Source organism: Paraburkholderia sp. CNPSo 3076 (assembly GCF_026343935.1).
Lineage (GTDB): Bacteria > Pseudomonadota > Gammaproteobacteria > Burkholderiales > Burkholderiaceae > Paraburkholderia > Paraburkholderia nodosa.
This window is the reverse complement of sequence record NZ_JAPMAL010000031.1, coordinates 98,514-118,293: the sequence shown is the minus strand read 5'-3', so window position 1 is coordinate 118,293 and position 19,780 is coordinate 98,514. Positions and strand designations below refer to the sequence as shown.

Sequence of the window (19,780 nt, the reverse complement as noted above, 5' to 3'; positions counted from 1 at the left end):
CGCCCGCCGCGGCGCTTGACGCTCGGCGACTACGTATCGAGAGGGCACATTTTGGTGTCGTCGGGCGGCGTGGTCGGCATCGTCGACGAAGGGCTCGCCGCGCGGGGCCTGAAGCGCAATGTGGTGGCGTCTACGACGCATTTCGCCGCGTTGCCCTTTCTGCTCAAGGGCACGCGCAGCGTCGCCACGATTCCGCGCCACGCGGCCGAGGCGATCGCGCGCGTGGCGGGCCTGAAACTGCTCGCGTGTCCGATCGATCTGCCGCGCTATCCCGTGGAACTCGGGTGGCGCAACAGCTCGCTGCGCGACGCCGCCATCGTCAAGGTCCAGGCCGCCATCATCGCGTGCTTTCCGGCAAAACACTGATCGACACCCATGCCGCAATCGCGTTGAATGATCGGGCATGAGATTTGCGTCCAACCATTGATTTTCCAGAACGACGATAACGACGATATCGACGGACTCGACAAGGAGATTCTCCGCATGCGCGCAATGCCTTTCCCCGACGGCTATACGATCGAGTCACATTTGCAAGAACCGCGCGACCTGCGCCGAGTGCCCATTCATCCCGATCACTGGTATCCGCTCGCCTGGTCGCGCGAACTCAAGCCCGGCAAGACGCTGGGCACGCATTTCGCCGGCGAGCCCATCGTGCTCTTTCGCACCGAGTCAGGCGCGGTGCACGCGCTCGAAGACCGCTGCGCCCACCGCCAGGTGCCGCTGCATGCGGGCGTGGTGGACGGCGAGTCGCTTCGCTGCGGCTACCACGGCTGGACCTATGATTGTTCGGGCCAATGCGTGGACGTGCCGTACCTTGGCAGGGAGCGTTTGCCCAACGGCGTGCGCGGCTATCCGTGCCGCGAGGCGCACGGCATGATCTTCGTCTTTCCCGGCAACGCCACGCTTGCCGAAGAGACTGCGCTGCCCGTGCTGGATACGGTCACGGACAAGGCATACAAGACGCGCCGTTTCGGGCGCGAGGTGAAGTGTCACTACTCGTTCATGCACGAGAACCTGATGGACATGAATCACCAGTTCTTGCACCGCCGCCAGATGGGCCAGATGCGGGCGCGCTCGCTAGGCCGGCGGCGCGGCGAAAGCTCCATCGAAGTGGACTACACGTTCGTGCGCATGGCGGGCAAGCAGCCCGCGGGCGAGGCGCTCGTATTTGGCGCGAGCAAGAACCGCGCGGACCCGAGCAACCAGAGCGTGATGACGATCCGCACGGAATATCCGTATCAAACGCTGAAAATACGCTCGAGCGACGACTCGCTCCTCATGGACCTGTGGATCGTCTATGTGCCGCTCGACGCGCGTCAGCGCACGAACCGGACATTCGGTCTCCTTTCGGTCCGCAGGCCCGCCATTCCGTTCCTGCTCGACGCGGCGTGGCCGCTGCTGGTCTGGTTCACGGAGCGCATCTTCAAGGAAGACCGCACCATCGTGGAACTCGAACAGGCCGCGCACGACAACCAGGGCGCCGACTGGAATCACGAGGTCTTTCCCGTCATCAACGAATTGCGCGACCTGCTGCGCGATTGCGGCGAGCGCACCGTGATTCCCATTCGCGAGGTGAGCGAAGCCGATGCCTGAGGCGAAGGCGCCTTGCGCTCGCGTCAGGCCGTTTTGCGGGCGCGCGTGCTGCCGCGCGATTTGGCAGGCGCCTTTTTCTTCGCTTTGCCCTGGTTGAATTCGATCGCTGCGCGAATGAGCGCCGTCAGCGCGCGCTTGTCGATCTTGTCGCCCTCGAGATAGTCGATGGCGCGTCGCGCGTTGCCGTCGAGCCCGGCGTTGAACAGCTGCTTCGGATCGGGCAGGCTCGCGCCGTCCAGGAACGTGAGCTTCACCTTGCCCTTGTGCGCATTGCCCACGGCGATCATGCCGTCCCGATACCACACGGGGCTGCCCATGTATTTCCATTCCTCGACGATCGCCGGGTCGGCTGCGAGAATGGCCTCGCGCATTGCGGCGAAGGTTTCGCGGCGCCAGTCGGTGAGTCCCGCGATTAGCTGGTCAATCCGTTCCGATGGGGTCATTCGCGCTCCGTGCCTTGCATGACTTCCTGTTGTCGGGCAATCAGGATCGTAATGTAGCACTGAGGTCACCCGGTGACGTGGGCAATGACCATGGGGAGCACGAAGGGCAGGACGAGTGCGGAAATCGTGCCGTTCATCGCCATACCGAGCCCGGCAAATGCGCCCGCCTCCTCGCTGATCTGGAACGCCCGGGCCGTGCCGATGCCATGCGAGGCCACGCCGATGGCGAAGCCGCGTGCGTCGTCGCGCTGTATGCCGAGCACGCCCAGGATGAAGGTCCCCATGACGGCGCCCGAAATGCCGGTGGCGATCACGATGGCGGCCGTCAACGCAGGCATGCCGCCCACTTTGGCGGAGATCAGCATGCCAATGGCCGCGGTAACCGACTTTGGCGCGAGCGAGGCGACCGTTGCGGGCTGGCAGCCGAACATCACGGCAATCGCCACGGCCGAAACGACGGCCACGCAGCTGCCGGCGAGCAGGCCGCACACCAGCGGAACGAAAGCGTTGCGCAGTTTGTGCAGTTGACGATGGAGCGGCACCGCAAGCGCCACGATCGCCGGCCCGAGCAGAAAATGAATGAAGCGCGCGTGCTCGAAATAGGCCTGGTAAGGAATGCCGCCTGACTTCAGCAGACCGGTGAGCAGCAGGACCGCGATCGCGACAGGGTTTGCCAAAGGATTGTGGCCGCAGCGCTGGTGTATCCAGCAGGCGAGCAGATAGACGCCCATCGTCGCGGCGATGGCGGGTACATCCGAACTCGTGAGCCACGCGCCGATGAAGGCAGGCGCCGCGTGTTCAGGCATGGTGGGTCTCCTCGCGCATGCCGGCGCATACCGGCGCAAATGCGCCGCAGCCGCTCATGGTTCGATCTTCGCGGACGGCATCGATTGCTTCGTCTTTCTTTCGAGCAACGCGCAAGTCACGAGTCCGCCGGCGGCAATCGAAAGGGCAGTGCTCACCACGATGGCGACCGCAATGGCGAATAGTTGACCCTTCAACACGCCGGCAAGCGCGAACACGCCTGCGCCAGCGGGGATGAACAAGAGCGAAAGATGATTGAGCAACCCGAGCGCAGGACCTTCCACGTCGCGCTCGAACCGGGGTGCCGCTGAAAGCAGACAGAGCAGCAGCACGAGGCCGATGACCGGGCCGGGAACAGGCACGCGCGCGATCCACGCGATCCATTCTCCGGCGCCCTGTAGCGCGACAAGCAGCGCGAATGTGCGCACGAACGCCAGGTCCGCCTTGACTGGCGCCGGGGCATGCATTGGGGCGGGGTGGTGCATCGGCAAGCTCCGAAGGAACGCAACGGACGCAACGAACGCAACGAACGCAACGACACGCCGGCAGTATCCGCCCACCGCACGAGCGAAAACATGGACGGCAACTGAAGAAATCGTTAAGTGTTGAGCGACGCGCCTGTTCCGGGCGCCTTGGCGGAGCTGGATGCGTTTTAGCGCTTCCGGCTCCATGAGGGAGATGGTGAAGAAGCTGCCCATGACCGCGGAAAGAATGATGAAGATCGATGCGGCATCGACAAGGAAGCCGAAATAACGGAACAAGAGGAAGCAAATCGAAAGCGTCAACAAGTTAAGCGTAAGGCCGATGATGGCGGAGGCCTTCGGTACGGCGCGCATGAAGACGGCAAGGCGCGAATTTGCGAAGGCGTCCGGGCCGTGCACGAGCACGGGGGCGCTCAGGATGTCGGTGCGCGTCGTGGAGGTCGCGTAATCGAAGGCCGCGGCGCCGAGGATCGATGGCGATGCGCGCAACGCGGTCGCGAGAATGCGCTCATGGCTGGGCAGCGCGCGCAGTTGCGTGGCGAGCGCGGCCTCCGAGGCGGGCAGGTTGTCGGCCACGTTGCCAGGCGACGTCTGGTCCCAGGGGCGCCCTTTGCGCGCCCGCATCATGCGCCTGACGAAGGCGATGCATGAGTTGCGGTAGCGTTTCATGGTCGCATGGGATCGGTGAGGAGCGCGTATCGATACGGATTCCCGCGCGACGCCGCCGCCGCGCGAGAGCCTGCCCCTTCAGTGATCGTGCCTCACTTGCGCCATCACCGGCTGGCTCGCCTTGCGGCTCAGCATCAGCGTAACGACCGCGGAAAGCGCGAGCGTCGCACCAACGACATACAAGCCCGCGGCATAGCTCCCGGTCTGGGTTTTCAGCCATCCGATCACGGCGGGCCCGACGAACCCGCCGAGATTGCCGATCGAATTGATCATGGCGATGCCCGCCGCGGCCCCCGCGCCGGAGAGAAACATGCTGGGCATGGCCCAGAGCGGCGCCTTTGCGGCGCTGATGCCGATATTGACCACCACGAGCGCCAGCACGATCATCAGCGCGGTGCTGGCCTGCCCCGCGAAGATAAAACCCACGCATGCCAGCACGCAGGGAATCACGACGTGCCAGGTGCGCTCTGTCGTGCGGTCGGAGTGCCGCGCCCAGAGAATCATGGCGACGACCGCGACGATGCTCGGAATCGCATTCAGCAGCCCGGTTTCGAGCGAACTGAAGCCATATTGCCGGATGATGAGCGGCGCCCACAGGCCCAGCGTGTAAAGGCCGGCCGAGGTACCGAAGTAGATCAGCGCGAGCGCCAGCACGCGCGGGTCGCGCAGGGCGCTCAGCGCCCCTGCCGTATGGCCGGCGTGCCCCTCGCGCGCCCTCGCTTCCTCGGCGAGCTTCGCCATGAGCCAGTCGCGCTCTTGCGGCTCGAGCCAGCGCGCTTTCGAGGGCGCATCGGTGAGCGCCTTCAGGACCACGAAACCTAGCAGCACGGCAGGAATCGCTTCGATCACGTAAAGCAGCTGCCAGTTGGCGAGACCGAACATGGGCGGCAATTGCATGAGCGCGCCCGAGATTGGGGAGCCGAGCGCCGTCGAAATCGGCGCGGCCGCCATGAACCATGCGGCCGCTGCCGCGCGTTGTTTCGTCGGGAACCAGAGGCTCAGGTAGAGGATGATGCCGGGGAAAAAGCCCGCTTCCGCCACGCCGAGCAAAAAACGCAGCGCATAGAAACTCGTGGGGCCGGTCACAAAGGCGGACGCCGCCGAGACGATGCCCCACGTGACCATGACGCGCGCGATCCAGATGCGCGCGCCCACGCGGTGCAAGATGAGGTTCGACGGCACTTCGAACAGAAAGTAGCCGATGAAGAAAAGGCCGCCGCCCAGCCCGAACGCCGTGGGCGAAAGGCCAATCGCCTTGTTCATCGTCATGGCCGCGAAGCCCACGTTGACCCGGTCGAGAAAGCTCACGAAATAGAGCAGCATGACGAACGGGATGATGCGCCACATGAGCTTGTGCGTAACGATTGCTTCGGTATCCGAATTCACGTGTCTCCTCCTTGGAGGGTTTTGGCGGGGGGTGCGGGTATTTTTTGTGTCACGCCCCCGTTGTCGGATTTTTTTACGGCACGCTAGCGTTCAGGCAGCGACGGCCGCCTTCCCGACGAGTTCGCACACCGCGGCCGTGACCTGCGCGGTGGTCGCCTTGCCGCCCAGGTCGCCCGTGTGCAGCGCGGGGTTGGCGGTCACGGTCTCGATGGCCTGCATCACATGAGCGGCGGCTTCGGTCTCGCCGAGGTGATCGAGCAGCATCACCACCGACCAGAACGTGCCGATCGGATTGGCGAGCCCCTTGCCCATGATGTCGAAGGCCGAACCGTGGATCGGCTCGAACATCGACGGATAACGCCGCTCGGGGTCGATGTTGCCGGTCGGCGCAATGCCCAGGCTGCCCGCGAGCGCGGCGGCGAGGTCGCTGAGAATATCCGCGTGCAGGTTGGTCGCGACGATCGTATCGAGCGAAGCCGGGCGGTTGACCATGCGCGCCGTGGCGGCGTCCACCAGCTCCTTGTCCCACTTCACGTCCGGGAACTCCTGCGAAATCTGCTGCGCGATCTCGTCCCACATCACCATGGCGTGGCGTTGCGCGTTGCTTTTGGTGATGACCGTGAGCAGCTTGCGGGGGCGCGACTGCGCGAGGCGGAACGCAAAGCGCAGGATGCGCTCGACACCGGCGCGCGTGAGGATCGACACATCGGTTGCGGCTTCGAGCGGATGACCCTGGTGCACGCGGCCGCCCACGCCCGAATACTCGCCTTCTGAGTTCTCGCGCACGATCACCCAGTTCAGGTCTTCGGGCTTGCAGCGCTTCAAAGGCGCGTCGATGCCGGGCAGGATGCGCGTGGGCCGCACGTTCGCGTACTGATCGAGGCCCTGGCAGATCTTCAGGCGCAGGCCCCAGAGCGTGATGTGGTCGGGCACGTCGGGGTCGCCCGCGGAGCCGAACAGAATGGCGTCCTTGTTGCGGATGGCGTCGAGCCCGTCGGCCGGCATCATCACGCCGTGCTGGCGGTAGTAGTCGGCGCCCCAGTCGAAGTTTTCGAATTCGAACGCGAAGCGCTGGGTGGTTTTCGCAAGCGCTTCCAGCACCTCCTTGCCCGCGGGCACGACTTCCTTGCCGATGCCGTCGCCGGGAATGGTTGCGATGCGATAGGTCTTCATGTCTCGTTCCTGTGAAGTGTGGCCAGTGTGGGTTCACTTTACCGAACTCCCGGTTCAAAAACCGGTGCTAGACTCAAAGCATCCTTAACTTGAATTCACAAGTGGCGACCGTGACCGACACCGTTCAGCCCGCCGATCTGGGCTTTTTCTCGACGCTCGCGTCCTCGGGCAGCCTGAGCGCCGCCGCGCGCGAGCTGGGCCTCACGCCCGCTGCCGTGAGCAAGCGGCTCGCGCAAATGGAGGAGCGCGCCGGGGTGCCGCTCGTGAACCGCACGACCCGCCGCATGATGCTGACGCCCGAAGGCGAGGTGTACCTGGAGCACGCGCGCCGCATTCTCGACGAGATCGACGAGCTGGGCGAACTGCTGGGCGGCTCGAAGAAGCATCCCAAGGGGTTGTTGCGCGTGAACGCGACGCTCGGCTTTGGACGCAGTCATATCGGGCCGGCGCTTTCGCGTTTCGTCGTGCAGTATCCGCAGGTTTCCGTGCAGCTTCAGCTCTCGGTCATGCCGCCGCCGCTCACGGAAGATTCATACGATGTCTGCATCCGCTTCGGCGAGCCGCCCGATACGCGCGTGATCGCGCGGCGTCTCGCGGCGAACCGGCGTTTGCTCTGCGCTTCGCCGGCCTATCTCGCGAGCCGGGGCACGCCCGCCACGCCGCACGACCTCGCGAAGCACAACTGCATCAGCATTCGCCAGGGCGACGAAGCCTATGGCGTATGGCGGCTGTCGAACGAGCGCGGCAGCGCGCGCAAATCGGAAGCAGTCCGCATCAATGGCAATCTCACGACCAACGACGGCGAGATTGCCGTGAAGTGGGCACTGGACGGGCACGGCATTTTGATGCGCGCAGAATGGGACATCAACGAATATCTGGCGGACGGGCGGCTCGTGGTCGTGCTGCCCGAGTATGAAACGCCGGGCGCGGACATCTACGCCGTGTATGCGCAGCGGCACCAGCTTTCCACGCGCATTCGGGCGTTTGTCGACTTCCTCGCTATCGAACTGAGCAAGTCGCAGCGATATCCAGTAGCCCGAAGCGCTTAGCCTCGCTTCATTTCGCCGCCGCGGCGATCACGGCGGCGAGGCGCTGCGCGGCCGCTTTCATTTGCGCGCTGCTAAAGCCGCCAAAGCCGAGGATGAGCCCTGGGCGCGCGGTGCCCTTGGCGAACATGGGCGACGCTGCCCGCACTGCGATCCCCTCGTTCGCCGCGAGCCGCACGATCTGGTGATCGTCCAGCCTCGCGGCGAGCCAGAGCACGAGATGCATGCCCTGATCACCGGGCTCGATCCAGGCCAGCTCACGGGGCAAGAGCGCTTCGAGCGTTTCGATCAGGCTGAGCCGCTGCTCGGCGTAGACGTTGCGAACCTTGCGGACGTGTCGCTCGAGGTGCCCCTCGGTCATGAAGGCGGCGAGCACGTGCTGGTCGGCCGTCGGCGGATGGCGGTCCATGAGCACGCGCGCGCCGCAGAACGCATCCACGAGATGGGGCGGCACGACGACATAGCCAAGCCGCAATGAGGGAAACAGGATCTTGCTGAAGGTGCCGAGATACACCACGCGATCCGGCGCGAGGCCCTGCAGCGCCGGAAACGGATAGCCCTCGTAGCGCAGTTCGCTGTCGTAGTCGTCTTCGACGACCCAGCCATGCGCCGAGCGCGCCCACGCGAGCAACGCCGCGCGCCGCGCCATGCTCAGCGGCATGCCGAGCGGATATTGATGCGAAGGCGTGACGAACGCCACGCGCGCCTTCGGCGCCATGCGAATGCCGGCCTCGACGTCGAGACCCTCGGCGTCCACGCTCACGCGCACCATGGCGTCACGGTACGGCAGGCTTTCGAGGATGGCGGTGACGCCACGGTAGGCCGGGTTCTCGACCCATGCCTGGTCGCGCGGCCCCAGCAGCACCTGGCTTGCGAGAAAGAGCCCCTGCTGGGTGCCGCTCGTCACGATGACCTGATCCGCTTCGCAGCGCACCGAGCGGGACTTGCGCACATAATCGGCAATCGCTTCGCGCAGCGCCAGGGCGCCTTGCGGGTCGGCGTAGCCGGTCGGCGAGGCCGGGCCCCGCGCGCGCAAACGGTTGCCGAGCCGGCGCCAGATGTCGCCGGGCGCGGTCATACCCGTTGGCACCGAAATGGCAAACGGCACCGGAGGAAGCGGCTTGAACTCGCGTCCGATCCTGGCGAACGCTTCGGCGCGTTCCGGCAGCCCGGCTTGGGCCACCTGCGATGAAGCGACGCGGGGCTCGCGCGCGGGCGGCGGCTCGGCCAGCGCGAGCGCCACGCGGGTACCGGCTCCGGCTTTCGATTCAAGAAAGCCCTCGGCTATCAGCTGCTCGTAGGCCTCGACCACCGTGCCGCGCGCCACCTGGAGCGAAGCGGCGAGCGCGCGCGTGGAAGGCAGCGCATCGGCGGGCCGCAGATCGCCTTTGCGCACCGCTTCGCGCAGCCCCTCGGCCACCTGGCGGCTGAGGTTGCCGGCCTCCCGGTCCAGCGTGCCGAACGATGGCATCTCTGCGGCCTGCGCGGTTCTCGGCATGATTCTGGTTCACTGGAGTTTGAATAAACTGGATCTATAGAATAAACCACTTTTGAGGCAGACTCCGGTCTGTGGCGGCATCGGCCGCGCTAACCCATCACCTTACGAGCAGGGTCAAACGCATGTACGTACCAGCCCATTTCGCCGAAAACCGCAAGGACGTCCTGCACGACTGCATCGCCCAACATCCGTTCGGCACCTTGGTCACGCAGGGCAAAAGCGGGCTCGATGCCAATCACATTCCCTTTGAACTCGCGGCGGGTGAAGGCGAGTTGGGCGTCCTGCGCGCGCACGTCGCGCGGGCCAACCCGGTTTGGCAGGACGTGGCGAACGGCGACGAAGTGCTCGTGATCTTCCGCGCGGGCGACGCGTATATTTCGCCGAACTGGTATCCGAGCAAGCACGAGGCGCACAAGCAGGTGCCGACCTGGAATTACGTCGTGGTCCATGCTCACGGGCGCATCAGGATTCTCGACGACGAGCGCTACGTGCGCGGCGTGATTGGCCGCCTGACGCGCACGCACGAAGCCACGCAGCCCAAGCCCTGGAAGATGGCCGACGCGCCGAAGGACTACACGGATACGCTCGTCAAGGCGATAGTCGGCGTGGAGATCGAGATCACGCGTCTGGTCGGCAAGAGCAAGCTCAGTCAGAACAAGGAAGAGCGCGATATTCGCGGCGCGGGCGAAGCGCTCAAATCGAGCGGCGAGTCTCGCATTGCCGACGCCATGCTTGCCGCTGCCGACCAGAAGGCGCAATAGCGCGCAACAGCGCACACATGGGGCCCCGTCATGGCAAACGACCCGTCGCTCGCGTCGGGCTTTTCATGCATCGATTCAGCGAGCCTGCCATGGGTGTCCTCCCGCTACGCACCCGGCGTCGAGGTCAAGAACCTCGGCAAGGCAGACGGCCGCGCGATGCAACTGGTCCGGTTCGCTGCAGGGGCAACGTTCCCTGATCACCGCCATACGGGCCCCGAGTTCATCTACGTGCTCGAAGGCGAGGCCGTGCAAAACGGCCGGCGGCTCGCGGCGGGATACGTTGGCGTCGCCGGGCAGGGCACTGTCGACGCAGGATTTCATAGCGACACGGGCTGCGTGTTCCTGCTCATCTACGACCTGGACCAGGTGTTCGACAAGACCTGATTGCCATGCAGGCTCGCGGGTAAACACGGGTAATCCACATTCCAGGCGCTTGAAGAAAATCTTCACAGGCCTATTCAACTAGTATTTAATAAACCGGCGCGGCAGTGAGCGATCGGTCACGCGCGTCGCCGTGACCTGACCCTGACGGTACGAGGCCGGAACGATGAATCCCCACGAATACGAAATCCACGATGCGCGCTTTCGCATGCTGCTGCAGCCCAACGCACAGTTCGAGAAGCTCGCGGGCGGCTGCATGTGGGCGGAAGGACCGGTATGGTTTCCCGCCGGCGACTTTCTTGTCTGGAGCGACATTCCCAACAACCGGATGATGCGCTGGGTGCCCGGCATCGGCACGGGCGTGTTCCGCGCGAACTCGAATTTCAGCAACGGCAACACACTCGACCGCGAATGCCGGCTCGTGACCTGCGAGCACGGCACGCGCCGCGTCACGCGCACGGAGCACGACGGGCGCATCACCGTCATTGCCGACCGCTACGAAGGACATCGGCTGAATTCGCCCAACGACGTGATCGTGCATTCGGACGGCTCGATCTGGTTCACCGACCCCGACTACGGCATTCTCGGCGACTATGAGGGCTTTCGTGCGCCGAGCGAGATCGGCGCATGTCACGTGTATCGCGTGGCGCCCGCTACGGGCGCGGTGCAGCGCGTGGCCGACGACTTCACGAAGCCCAACGGGCTCGCATTCTCGCCCGATGAATTGCGGCTCTATGTGGCCGACTCGGGCGCGTCGCATATCGAGAGCGGCCCGCACCACATCCGCGTATTCGACGTGGACGCGCAAGGCGGGTTGCACAACGGCCGGGTCTTCGCCGAGGTGTCGCCGGGCGTGCCCGACGGCATGCGCGTGGACGAGCACGGCAACGTCTGGACGAGCGCGGGCGACGGCATCCACTGCTATGCGCCCGACGGCACGCGGCTCGGCAAGATCCTCGTGCCGGAGACTGTCGCGAATCTCGTGTTCGGCGGCCCGAATCGCAATCGCCTTTTCATTGCAGCCAGCACGTCGCTGTACTCGCTTTATGTTGGCGTGCGCGGCGCTTCCTACGGAGACCGGCAATGACGCTTCTCGACCCCGCCTCGCTTTCGGCCGCGCTCATTCTCCTCGACCGGCGCGATGACGTAGCCATCGCGCGCGGACAGTTGATGCCCGGCTCGACACTCTATGGCGACCATACGGTCGCGGGCATGATTGCGCCTGGCCACAAGGTCGCGCTGCGCGATATCGAGCCAGGCGAACCGGTGCGCCGCTACGGGCAGATCATCGGCTTTGCGAGCCGGCCGATCCGTCGCGGCGAACACGTGCATACCCAGAATCTCTCGATGGGCGATTTCGAGCGCGACTACGCATTCGGCGTGGACGCGCACGACACGCCCGCCGCCGCGCAACCTGCCACATTCCTCGGCATTCGGCGCGCGGATGGCCGCGTCGCGACGCGTAACTACATAGGCATCCTGACGTCTGTGAACTGCTCGGCCACGGTCGCCCGCGCGATAGCCGATCACTTCCGTCGCGACATCCACCCCGAAGCGCTGGAAGCCTTCCCCAACGTGGATGGCGTGGTGGCGCTCACGCACGGCGAAGGCTGTGCGCTCGCGGCCGAGGGCGAGCCGATTACGGTGTTGCGCCGCACGCTCGCGGGTTATGCACGGCACGCCAATTTTTATGCCGTGCTGATCGTCGGACTCGGCTGCGAGACGAACCAGATCGACGGTCTCGTGGAAGCCGAACAGCTCGAGCGCGGCGCACGCCTCTCGACCATGACGATCCAGCAGACGGGCGGCACCGCGCGCACGGTTGCAGTGGGGATCGAACAGGTGCGTGCGCTGCTGGCCGAAGCGAATCGCGTGACGCGCGAGCCTGTCGATGCGCGTCATCTCATGGTCGGCTTGCAGTGCGGCGGGTCGGACGGCTACTCCGGCATTTCCGCGAACCCCGCGCTCGGCGCGGCCGTGGACAGGCTCGTCACGCACGGCGGCACGGCGATCCTCTCCGAAACGCCCGAAATCTACGGCGCCGAGCATCTGCTCACACGGCGCGCGGTGTCGCGCGAAGTCGGCGAAAAACTGGTGGCGCGCATCCGCTGGTGGGAAGCGTATTGCGCGCGCATGGAAGCCAACATGAACAACAACCCTTCTGCCGGCAACAAGGCGGGCGGCCTCACGACCATTCTCGAAAAGTCGCTCGGCGCGGTGGCGAAAGGCGGCACGACGCGGCTCGTCGAAACCTACGAGTATGCGCAGCCCGTGCGCGCGCAGGGGCTCGTGTTCATGGATACCCCTGGCTACGACCCTGTGTCCGCCACAGGACAGGTGGCGGGCGGCGCCAACCTGATCTGCTTCACGACGGGCCGCGGCTCCGCCTACGGCTGCGCGCCTTCGCCGTCGCTCAAGCTCGGCACGAACAGCGCGCTGTGGCGACGCCAGGAAGAGGACATCGACCTGAACTGCGGCCGCATTCTGGACGGGGAGCAAAGCGTAGAGGAGGCAGGCGCTGCGATCTTCGAGTTGATGCTCGCGACGGCCTCCGGGCAGCGCACGAAGAGCGAGCTGCACGGCTATGGCCAGAACGAATTCGTGCCCTGGCATTTGGGGGCGGTCATGTAGAGCGGGAGCGATTCGGACAGGCGCCGCCACTCACTGGAGAGAGGACGCCACATTCAGAAGGAGTGCTTTCCATGAAGGAAAAATCGCGCTGGCTGGTCATTTTCTTCTGCTTTCTGGCGATTGCGGTCAACTACATCGACCGCGCCAATCTCGCGGTGGCGGCGCCGCACATCATGAAGGACCTCGGCATTGGTCCCGCCGCCATGGGGCTGCTGCTCAGCGGCTTCTTCTGGACTTACGCCGTGATGCAGCTGCCGTATGGCTGGTTCGTCGACCGGGCCGGCGCGCGCATCGCGTTGCCGTTCGCCGTGGGCTGGTGGTCGGTGTTTACCGCGGCCACCGCAGTGGCGGGCAGCTTCGCGGCGATGTTCGGTTGCCGGCTCATGCTCGGCGCGGGCGAGGCGGGGGCATATCCATCGTGCGCGAAGCTCGTGAGCCAGTGGTTCTCGCGCGACGAACGCGCGCTCGCCACGAGCATCTTCGACAGCGGCTCGCGCGTGGGCTCCGCACTCTCGCTGCCGCTCGTCGCCGCGATCATGGCCGCGTGGGGCTGGAAGGCGTCGTTTGTGATTACCGGCGCGCTTGGGCTCGTGTGGATCGTGGGCTGGGTCGTGATGTATCGGGAACCCGAGGCGCGGGCCGCACTCGATCAGCCGCGCGCCCCCGCGCCGGCCGCCGCCTCGATTCGCTGGAGCGCGTTGTTCCGCTACCGCACCGTGTGGGGCATGATGCTCGGCTTCTTCTGCCTGAACTTCGTCATTTACTTCTTTATTACGTGGTTCCCGAGCTATCTCGTCGAGGCGCGCGGTTTCTCGCTCAAGTCGCTCGGTACGCTCGGCACCTTGCCCGCCATTGCCTCGATACCCGGCGGCTGGCTGGGCGGCTGGCTTTCCGATACGCTCGTGAAGCGCGGCTGGAGCCTGACTGCCGCGCGCAAGACGTGCATCGTGGGCGGCATGCTGCTTTCGTCCGCGATCACGCTCACTGGCGTTGTGCAGGATATCTATGTAATGCTCGCACTCTTCGCGATTGCTTATGGGAGCCTCGCGGCCGCGGCAGCCAGCATCTGGTCGCTGCCTGCCGACGTCGCGCCCACGCCGCGGCACGTCGCCTCGCTGGCGGGCATCCAGAACTTCGCGTCGAATCTCGCAGGCATCGCGCTGACGACGTTTACCGGCGTGATGCTGCAGCTCACGCGCGGCTCTTTCACGATTCCGCTCGTTGTCGCCGGCGGGTTTTGCGTGCTCGGCGCGGTGAGCTATCTTTTGATTGTCGGACGCGTCGAGCCGCTGCATGCGCCCGAGGCCAGCGGCGTCGACCAACCGGCTTACGCGACGCGCACGTAAGCAAGAAAGCGCCGCCTCTTACTCCGCTGCCATACACAGGGTCATGGACATGTCGAATGCCACTGCTGCAAAGGGTTCAGAAGTCGTTATCGAGGCTCGCGCGCTGCACGCCTTCGTCGTTGCCATCTGGCGCGCGGCCGGCAGCGAGGCGCGCGAGGCGACGTTGGTCGCCGATCATCTCGTCGAGGCGAATCTCGCTGGGCACGACTCGCACGGCGTGGGCATGATTCCGCGCTATATGCTGTCGTGCCGCGAAGGCGAGCTTAAACTGAACGCGCACGCGCAGGTCGTGCGCGACGCGGGTGCGGTGCTCACGATCGAAGCCGGGCGCGGCTTCGGGCAAGTCACGGCGTTCGAGGCGATGGAGCACGGCATCGAGCGCGCGAAGTCGCTCGGCGTGTGTGCGCTCGGCCTGCGCAATGCGCATCACATCGGACGTATCGGGCACTGGGCGGAGCAATGTGCGCGCGCCGGGCTCGTGTCGTTCCACTTCGTCAACGTCGCGGGCGATCCGCTCGTCGCGCCGTTCGGCGGCATCGACCGGCGCTTCGGCACCAATCCGTTTTGCGCGGCGTTTCCGCTCGAGGGGCGCTCGCCGCTGGTGCTCGACTTCGCCACGAGTGCGATTGCGGCGGGGAAGGTGCGCGTGGCCTACAACAAGGGCGTGGATGTGCCCGCCGATGCGCTGATCGACAGCGACGGCCGCCCCACGCGCGATCCGGGCGCGCTGTTCAGCGATACCCAGCACGGCGCGCTGCGCGCATTCGGCGGCGCAGTGGCGGGCCACAAGGGTTCGGGGCTCGCCGCGATGTGCGAGATTCTGGCGGGCGCGCTCTCAGGCGGCTTCACGACGCGCGAGCAAACCATCGTCTCCACGCACGCGATCGTCAATTGCATGACGTCGGTGATCGTCGATCCGGCGGCGTTCGACGCGCCTTCGCGCGAGCAGGAAGCGCTCGCGTTCGTCGAATGGCTGAAGGCCACGCGGCGCGCGGCGGGCGTCGACGAGATCCTGCTGCCCGGCGAGCGCGAGGACGCGACGCGGCGCGCGCGCGAGGCGCACGGCATTCCCGTGGATGCGACGAGCTGGTCGCAGATCGTCGATGCCGCGCGCATGGCGGGCGTGACTGAGGCGGACATCGCCGCGTGCGAGCGTAGCTCACGCTAACGGCCAGGCTAACTACGAGCCGCTCACTCGTCGCACTTCACCTCGGTTTTGGGCGCGACGATGATCACCGGGTAGGTGCCGCGATCGAGTTCGACGCGCACGACGATGGCGGTGGTGGCAGGGTCGCTATCGTCGTACACGCTCACCTTCTCGTTCTTCAATAGCGTGACGCCGGTGCAGCCGGACGCGTGGCTGTCGTCGTCGGCGATCTTGCATTGAATCTCGTTGTCCTTCAGGTAGCGAATGCGGTCGCGCTCCGGCGTGGCCAGATAGTCGCGCACGCTTGGCGCCGAGCCTGCAACGCCGGTCACATAACCGATTGCGCAGTCGCGCTTCGAATTCGAATCGCCCGACGACGTTTGGGCAAGGACGGGCGTGGCGGCCAGCGCCATGGCAGCGAAGGCAGCGAGGACCGGCGAGGGGGTGAGGCACTTCATGAGTGATCTTTTGCCGCAAAAGGGGAAGCGCCGATTTTAACGCTTTCGCGTAGTCCACAGCGATAGCCGAGTCGAAAAGCATTCGATCGAAGTCGATCACGGCTTGGGATTCAAATGGATCCGTGCGAAGCTCTCCACGACTGTACGAGCACGACCTGTTTGCGTATGCAACGAGCGTGCTCGCGCCGGTGGCGGGCGCGCGCCTCACCGGTACGGCGCACGACAAGGCTAGCGTGCTCTCGTTCGTGCTGAAGGGCTATACGACCGAAGAGGTCGGGCAGGCGTTGAGCCGGGAAGGCAAGTGCGCTCGACCCATCTTCCTGGGTTACGGGGGACTCAGACGCTAAATCCCGCAACTCGCATCAACTGGCGCGACACTGCGCTGCCTGTGCCTTCCGCCTCGAATTGCGCGCGAAGGCTCATTTGCTGGAAACCGTCACAAATATGGGTTGATAAGACGAATCAGTCCCCGTTCCTGGCCGTCGCCGCTGCGGTTCAGGCGCATGGCATCGCGCCGAGTTTGCTGTGCCGCGCTTGCGGGAGGGACACCCTGCAAAGGAGCCGTCGCGCCTGGTTGCGTGTTCTCAGCTATACCTCGCGTGATCTGGGCGCGGTCTAATAGGCGCCGCCAGTATCGATCGTCAGATAGAGCATGTCATGCTCGAGGAGCGTGATGAAATGCTCGTCCTCCTGAAAAAGTTCTTCCAGGAGGTCGCTGCTGGAAAGCACGCCGATGACGCGCCCGGACTCGATGACCGGCAGGTGCCGGATCCGCCTGGTATGCATCGACGCGAGGCACTGATCGCAAGTGTGCTCGGGTGTCACGTAAAACACCTCGGTGGTCATGATCTCGCCAACTCTGGTGTTGGCGGCGTCGCGGCCGAGCAGTTCGACCTTGCGGGCGTAGTCGCGCTGGGACAGGATACCGGCAAGCTTGCTGCCCTGCAGCACCAGCACGGTCGTCACATCCTTTTCCGCCATTAAATGCAGCGCCGCGAGCACCGTGTCATCGGGGCTGACCGAAACAACCTCACGGGAGATCACGGACAGAATCTGCCGTGCGGTCTTCCTCTCCTTTTTCATGGCCACCTCCAGACAGAAGGACAGCACGCACCGACTCCGCATGATCAAGGCAAACGGGATACGATCAGTCCGCAACGGCTGGCCGATCTATTCGGTTGTGCTGAAGTGCAGTGTAGATCGTTTGACTTACAAGACCAGGTCTTGGCAGTTGCTCCTGTTCCTTCTCCTGGTACGGTTACGAGCGGCACGCCGGGTGCGATAGTGCATGCGAGACACACCGCGATGCTTGCTGTTGCGCCCGCGTTATTCCCCGCTGCGCAGAGCGGGCTCGACGGTCACTGACCGATCTCTATGCGCGCGGCTTCAGTGCGTGCGTATTGCAGGAATGCGCGCACTGCACGGGAGCGCTCGTGCCGGCGGTAAAGCAGGGCGATTTCCGAAGGAAGGGGCTTGCCGCCCAGTGGCCGGTAGACGACGCCCGGCAGCGTGACGCATGTGCATAGCGAGCCGGGAACGATTGCCACCGTATTACCGAGCGACACGCTCGCGACTACTGCGACCAGCGGGCCCGGCCGCAACTCGACCTGAGGCGAAAAGCGTCCACGCCGCGCCACTTCAAGTGTGCCTAATTCCTGCTCGGGCACCGCGAACCGCGCGTTGCGCAACTGCTGCGGCGCAATGGTTTTCTGTGCAGCCAGCGGGGAGTCTTCCGGCAGTGCGACGACGAATTCGTCCTGATGCACGCGGCTGGCTTGCAACTCTTCGGGCCAGGACATCGGGGGTCTGACGTAGGCAACGTCGAGTTGCCGGCCGACGAGTCGCGCCGGGATATCGTCCATGGGGATTTCCGAGAGCTGCACATCGATCCGGGGATGCAGGTCGCGAAATTGCGTCAAGGTCCTGCGCATGATGCCTGCAAATACCGCCGAGGCGACGTAGCCGATCTGGATGCGCCCCAGCTGTCCGCGCTCGGCCAGCAGCCCGTGCTCGTGCGCCTCGTCGAGCTGCGCAAGCGCGGCGGTGGCGCGCGGAATATAAGCCTCTCCTGCAGTGGTCAGCGACACGGAACGGCGGGTGCGGTGGAACAGCCGGAACTGAAGCAGGCGCTCGGCGTCCTGAATCTGCTTGGTGAGCGAGGGCGGCGCAATCCCCAACTCTTCGGCCGCGCGTGCGAAATGCAGATGCCGGGCGACCGCGAGAATGCAGCGCAGGTGACGGAGTTCCAGTGTCATCGTATTCATCCACGAATGAATAAACGTGATTTTATCTGCTATCGATAGACAACACAGCGCGCGCTAGCATCAGGTCTGCAATATTCGCTTGAGGAGCGCGCATGGGGAACGAACGGAGCATTGAAGCGGTTGGGGAAGCGGTTGTCGAAGATTCAGGACTCGATATCGAGCCGCGGTCTGCGGGCTTCCTGCTTGCCACGGCATCTGCGACCTGCGCGCTGATCTCGCTGGACACGAACATCGTCGCGGTCTCGCTGCCGTCGATCGCGCGTTCGTTCCACGCAGGATTCGCCGACGTCGAATGGGTCGTGAGCGCGTACATGGTGTCGTTCGCATCGTGTCTGCTGCCAATGGGCGGACTCGCGGACCGCTACGGGCGCAAGAAGATGCTGGTGCTTGGCTTGCTGGTCTTCGCGCTTGCATCGCTTGGCTGCGGGCTGGCGCCCAGCGTGACGTCGTTGAATATCTTCCGCGCGGTGAAGGGCGTGGGCGCTGCGATGCTGTTGACGGCGGCGCTCGCAGTGATCGCCAACGCGTTCCCCGGCCCGCGCGAGCGCGCCCGGGCATGGGCGATCTGGGGCATGACGATGGGCATCTCGACCACCGTCGCACCGCTCGTCGGCGGCGTGATCACGCAATGGGTCGGCTGGCGGTGGATTTTCCTGCTCAATCTGCCTGTGTGCGCCGTCCTGGTGCTCTGCGCGCAGCGTGCGGTAACGGAGTCCCGCAATCCGCACGCACAACGCGTCGACTTTGCGGGAAGCCTGCTGTTCGGCATCGGGCTCGCTAGCGGAATCTGGGCGTTGATCGGCGCGCAGGACAACGGTTGGTACAGCGTGGCCACCGGTTCGCGCTTTGGCGCATGCGTGCTGTTGATCGGGTGCTTCATCGTGGTCGAAAAGCGGCTCGCGCATGCGGTCATCGATTTGTCGCTGTTCTCGCAGGCCCGTTTCGTCGCTGCGGTGCTCGGCATGTTTGGCTACGCAGCCTGTGCCCAGGTGATGATGACGTTCCTGCCGCTGTATCTGCAAAACGCGTTCGAATGGACGCCTGTGCGCGCCGGCATCGGGATGCTCCCATTCGCGCTCTCCATGATCGTTGGCCCGTATCTGGGCGCACGCATCGGGCGGCGCCTCGACGGCGCCGCGTCGACGCTCCCGGTTGGCCTCTGTCTCGTCGGCGCCGGCAATCTGCTTACCGCCGCTGTCGCGCCTTCAGGCGAGTACGGCAGGGTCGCGCTCGGCATGATCGTGACGGGCCTCGGGGCAGGCGTGCTGAATGGCGACACGCAGAAAGCCATCATGGCGTGCGTGCCCTCGCATCGCACCGGCATGGCGTCGGGTATCAGCACGACGACGCGCTTCACGGCAATCGTCACGTCGGTCGGCGTGCTGGGCGCTGTGCTCGCCACGCGCACGCGCGCAGCGATCGATGCTGCAATCGCAAGTCACGGATCGGCGAGCGCGAGTATTGATCCGCTGTTCATGTCGAATCTGCTCGCGGGCGACCTGGGCCACGCGCTTGCGCGTGTCGCCCCCGATATCCGTCTGGAGATCGCATCGATCGCTCCGGCCGGCTTCAGCACAGGGTTCGCCGCGGCGCTGGGCGTCGCCGGTTGCCTCGCGCTGGCGGTCGCCGCGCTGATCTGTCTGCTCGCGGGACGCAACAGGGCGTCTGCGCGCTCAAACGCCACACGACTGTAGGCGG

General features: G+C 65.1%; 18 protein-coding genes and 2 pseudogenes. 11 read left to right on the top strand and 9 right to left on the bottom strand.

The genetic code is table 11. From position 1 onward, the window contains the following. Nucleotides 1–366: pseudogene (locus M3A49_RS31585) on the top strand (LysR family transcriptional regulator); the annotation flags it as partial. Between the two features lie 117 nt (nucleotides 367–483). Further along, entirely contained in the window at nucleotides 484–1,593 is a 1,110-nt protein-coding gene (locus tag M3A49_RS31580; protein ID WP_266232463.1) for an aromatic ring-hydroxylating oxygenase subunit alpha, read from the top strand. Nucleotides 1,594–1,616: 23 nt separating this feature from the next. Here the strand turns inward: M3A49_RS31580 and M3A49_RS31575 are convergent, their stop codons facing one another. The 5 genes from M3A49_RS31575 to M3A49_RS31555 form a co-directional block, all read right to left on the bottom strand. Continuing rightward, complete coding sequence (locus tag M3A49_RS31575; RefSeq protein ID WP_266232462.1) at nucleotides 1,617–2,036, bottom strand: DUF1801 domain-containing protein; 420 nt, start codon at nucleotides 2,034–2,036, stop codon at nucleotides 1,617–1,619. Between the two features lie 65 nt (nucleotides 2,037–2,101). After that, nucleotides 2,102–2,842: an LrgB family protein gene (locus tag M3A49_RS31570; protein ID WP_266232461.1), complete on the bottom strand. Its 741-nt coding sequence runs from the start codon at nucleotides 2,840–2,842 to the stop codon at nucleotides 2,102–2,104. A 54-nt stretch (nucleotides 2,843–2,896) separates the two neighbouring features. Continuing rightward, nucleotides 2,897–3,991 (bottom strand): CidA/LrgA family protein, encoded by a 1,095-nt coding sequence (locus M3A49_RS31565; protein WP_266232460.1) that lies wholly within the window; start codon nucleotides 3,989–3,991, stop codon nucleotides 2,897–2,899. Nucleotides 3,992–4,069: 78 nt separating this feature from the next. Beyond that, nucleotides 4,070–5,338, bottom strand: a complete 1,269-nt coding sequence (locus M3A49_RS31560) for an MFS transporter (protein WP_266232469.1) — start codon at nucleotides 5,336–5,338, stop codon at nucleotides 4,070–4,072. A 129-nt stretch (nucleotides 5,339–5,467) separates the two neighbouring features. Continuing rightward, on the bottom strand, nucleotides 5,468–6,550 hold the full coding sequence (locus M3A49_RS31555) for a tartrate dehydrogenase (RefSeq protein ID WP_266232459.1): 1,083 nt from the start codon (nucleotides 6,548–6,550) through the stop codon (nucleotides 5,468–5,470). Nucleotides 6,551–6,660: 110 nt separating this feature from the next. Here M3A49_RS31555 and M3A49_RS31550 point away from each other — a divergent pair, with 110 nt between their 5' ends. Continuing rightward, nucleotides 6,661–7,599: a LysR family transcriptional regulator gene (locus M3A49_RS31550; RefSeq protein ID WP_254353228.1), complete on the top strand. Its 939-nt coding sequence runs from the start codon at nucleotides 6,661–6,663 to the stop codon at nucleotides 7,597–7,599. A gap of 7 nt (nucleotides 7,600–7,606) precedes the next feature. Here M3A49_RS31550 and M3A49_RS31545 read toward each other — a convergent pair whose 3' ends face one another. Continuing rightward, nucleotides 7,607–9,094, bottom strand: coding sequence for a PLP-dependent aminotransferase family protein (locus M3A49_RS31545; protein WP_266232458.1), 1,488 nt, complete (start codon nucleotides 9,092–9,094; stop codon nucleotides 7,607–7,609). 122 nt (nucleotides 9,095–9,216) lie between these two features. On the opposite strand from M3A49_RS31545, the gene M3A49_RS31540 reads away from it, so the two are divergent. From M3A49_RS31540 to M3A49_RS31515, 6 genes are all read left to right on the top strand, one after another. Further along, nucleotides 9,217–9,855 carry an FMN-binding negative transcriptional regulator gene (locus M3A49_RS31540; RefSeq protein ID WP_254352978.1) on the top strand — a complete coding sequence of 213 codons (639 nt, stop codon included), beginning with the start codon at nucleotides 9,217–9,219 and terminating at the stop codon, nucleotides 9,853–9,855. A 30-nt stretch (nucleotides 9,856–9,885) separates the two neighbouring features. Next, entirely contained in the window at nucleotides 9,886–10,239 is a 354-nt protein-coding gene (locus M3A49_RS31535; protein WP_266232457.1) for a cupin domain-containing protein, read from the top strand. A gap of 163 nt (nucleotides 10,240–10,402) precedes the next feature. Next, on the top strand, nucleotides 10,403–11,323 hold the full coding sequence (locus M3A49_RS31530; protein WP_266232456.1) for an SMP-30/gluconolactonase/LRE family protein: 921 nt from the start codon (nucleotides 10,403–10,405) through the stop codon (nucleotides 11,321–11,323). Next, nucleotides 11,320–12,867: a UxaA family hydrolase gene (locus M3A49_RS31525; RefSeq protein WP_266232455.1), complete on the top strand. Its 1,548-nt coding sequence runs from the start codon at nucleotides 11,320–11,322 to the stop codon at nucleotides 12,865–12,867. Before M3A49_RS31530 ends, M3A49_RS31525 begins: the two co-directional genes overlap by 4 nt. Before the next feature lie 71 nt (nucleotides 12,868–12,938). Further along, on the top strand, nucleotides 12,939–14,213 hold the full coding sequence (locus M3A49_RS31520; RefSeq protein WP_266232454.1) for an MFS transporter: 1,275 nt from the start codon (nucleotides 12,939–12,941) through the stop codon (nucleotides 14,211–14,213). 49 nt (nucleotides 14,214–14,262) lie between these two features. Next, nucleotides 14,263–15,381 (top strand): malate/lactate/ureidoglycolate dehydrogenase, encoded by a 1,119-nt coding sequence (locus M3A49_RS31515; protein ID WP_266232453.1) that lies wholly within the window; start codon nucleotides 14,263–14,265, stop codon nucleotides 15,379–15,381. 23 nt (nucleotides 15,382–15,404) lie between these two features. Here the strand turns inward: M3A49_RS31515 and M3A49_RS31510 are convergent, their stop codons facing one another. After that, complete coding sequence (locus tag M3A49_RS31510; protein ID WP_266232452.1) at nucleotides 15,405–15,818, bottom strand: hypothetical protein; 414 nt, start codon at nucleotides 15,816–15,818, stop codon at nucleotides 15,405–15,407. Between the two features lie 143 nt (nucleotides 15,819–15,961). Between M3A49_RS31510 and M3A49_RS31505 the strand changes: the two are divergent. Next, nucleotides 15,962–16,150 (top strand): annotated as a pseudogene (locus tag M3A49_RS31505) (cysteine desulfurase); the annotation flags it as partial. A gap of 283 nt (nucleotides 16,151–16,433) precedes the next feature. Here M3A49_RS31505 and M3A49_RS31500 read toward each other — a convergent pair. Continuing rightward, on the bottom strand, nucleotides 16,434–16,901 hold the full coding sequence (locus M3A49_RS31500) for a CBS domain-containing protein (protein ID WP_266232451.1): 468 nt from the start codon (nucleotides 16,899–16,901) through the stop codon (nucleotides 16,434–16,436). Nucleotides 16,902–17,176: 275 nt separating this feature from the next. Next, nucleotides 17,177–18,073, bottom strand: a complete 897-nt coding sequence (locus tag M3A49_RS31495; RefSeq protein ID WP_266232450.1) for a LysR family transcriptional regulator — start codon at nucleotides 18,071–18,073, stop codon at nucleotides 17,177–17,179. A gap of 101 nt (nucleotides 18,074–18,174) precedes the next feature. Between M3A49_RS31495 and M3A49_RS31490 the strand changes: the two genes are divergently transcribed. Continuing rightward, a complete protein-coding gene (locus tag M3A49_RS31490; protein WP_266232449.1) occupies nucleotides 18,175–19,776 on the top strand; it encodes an MFS transporter in 1,602 nt (533 codons plus the stop codon). The last annotated feature ends 4 nt before the right edge of the window (nucleotides 19,777–19,780 follow it).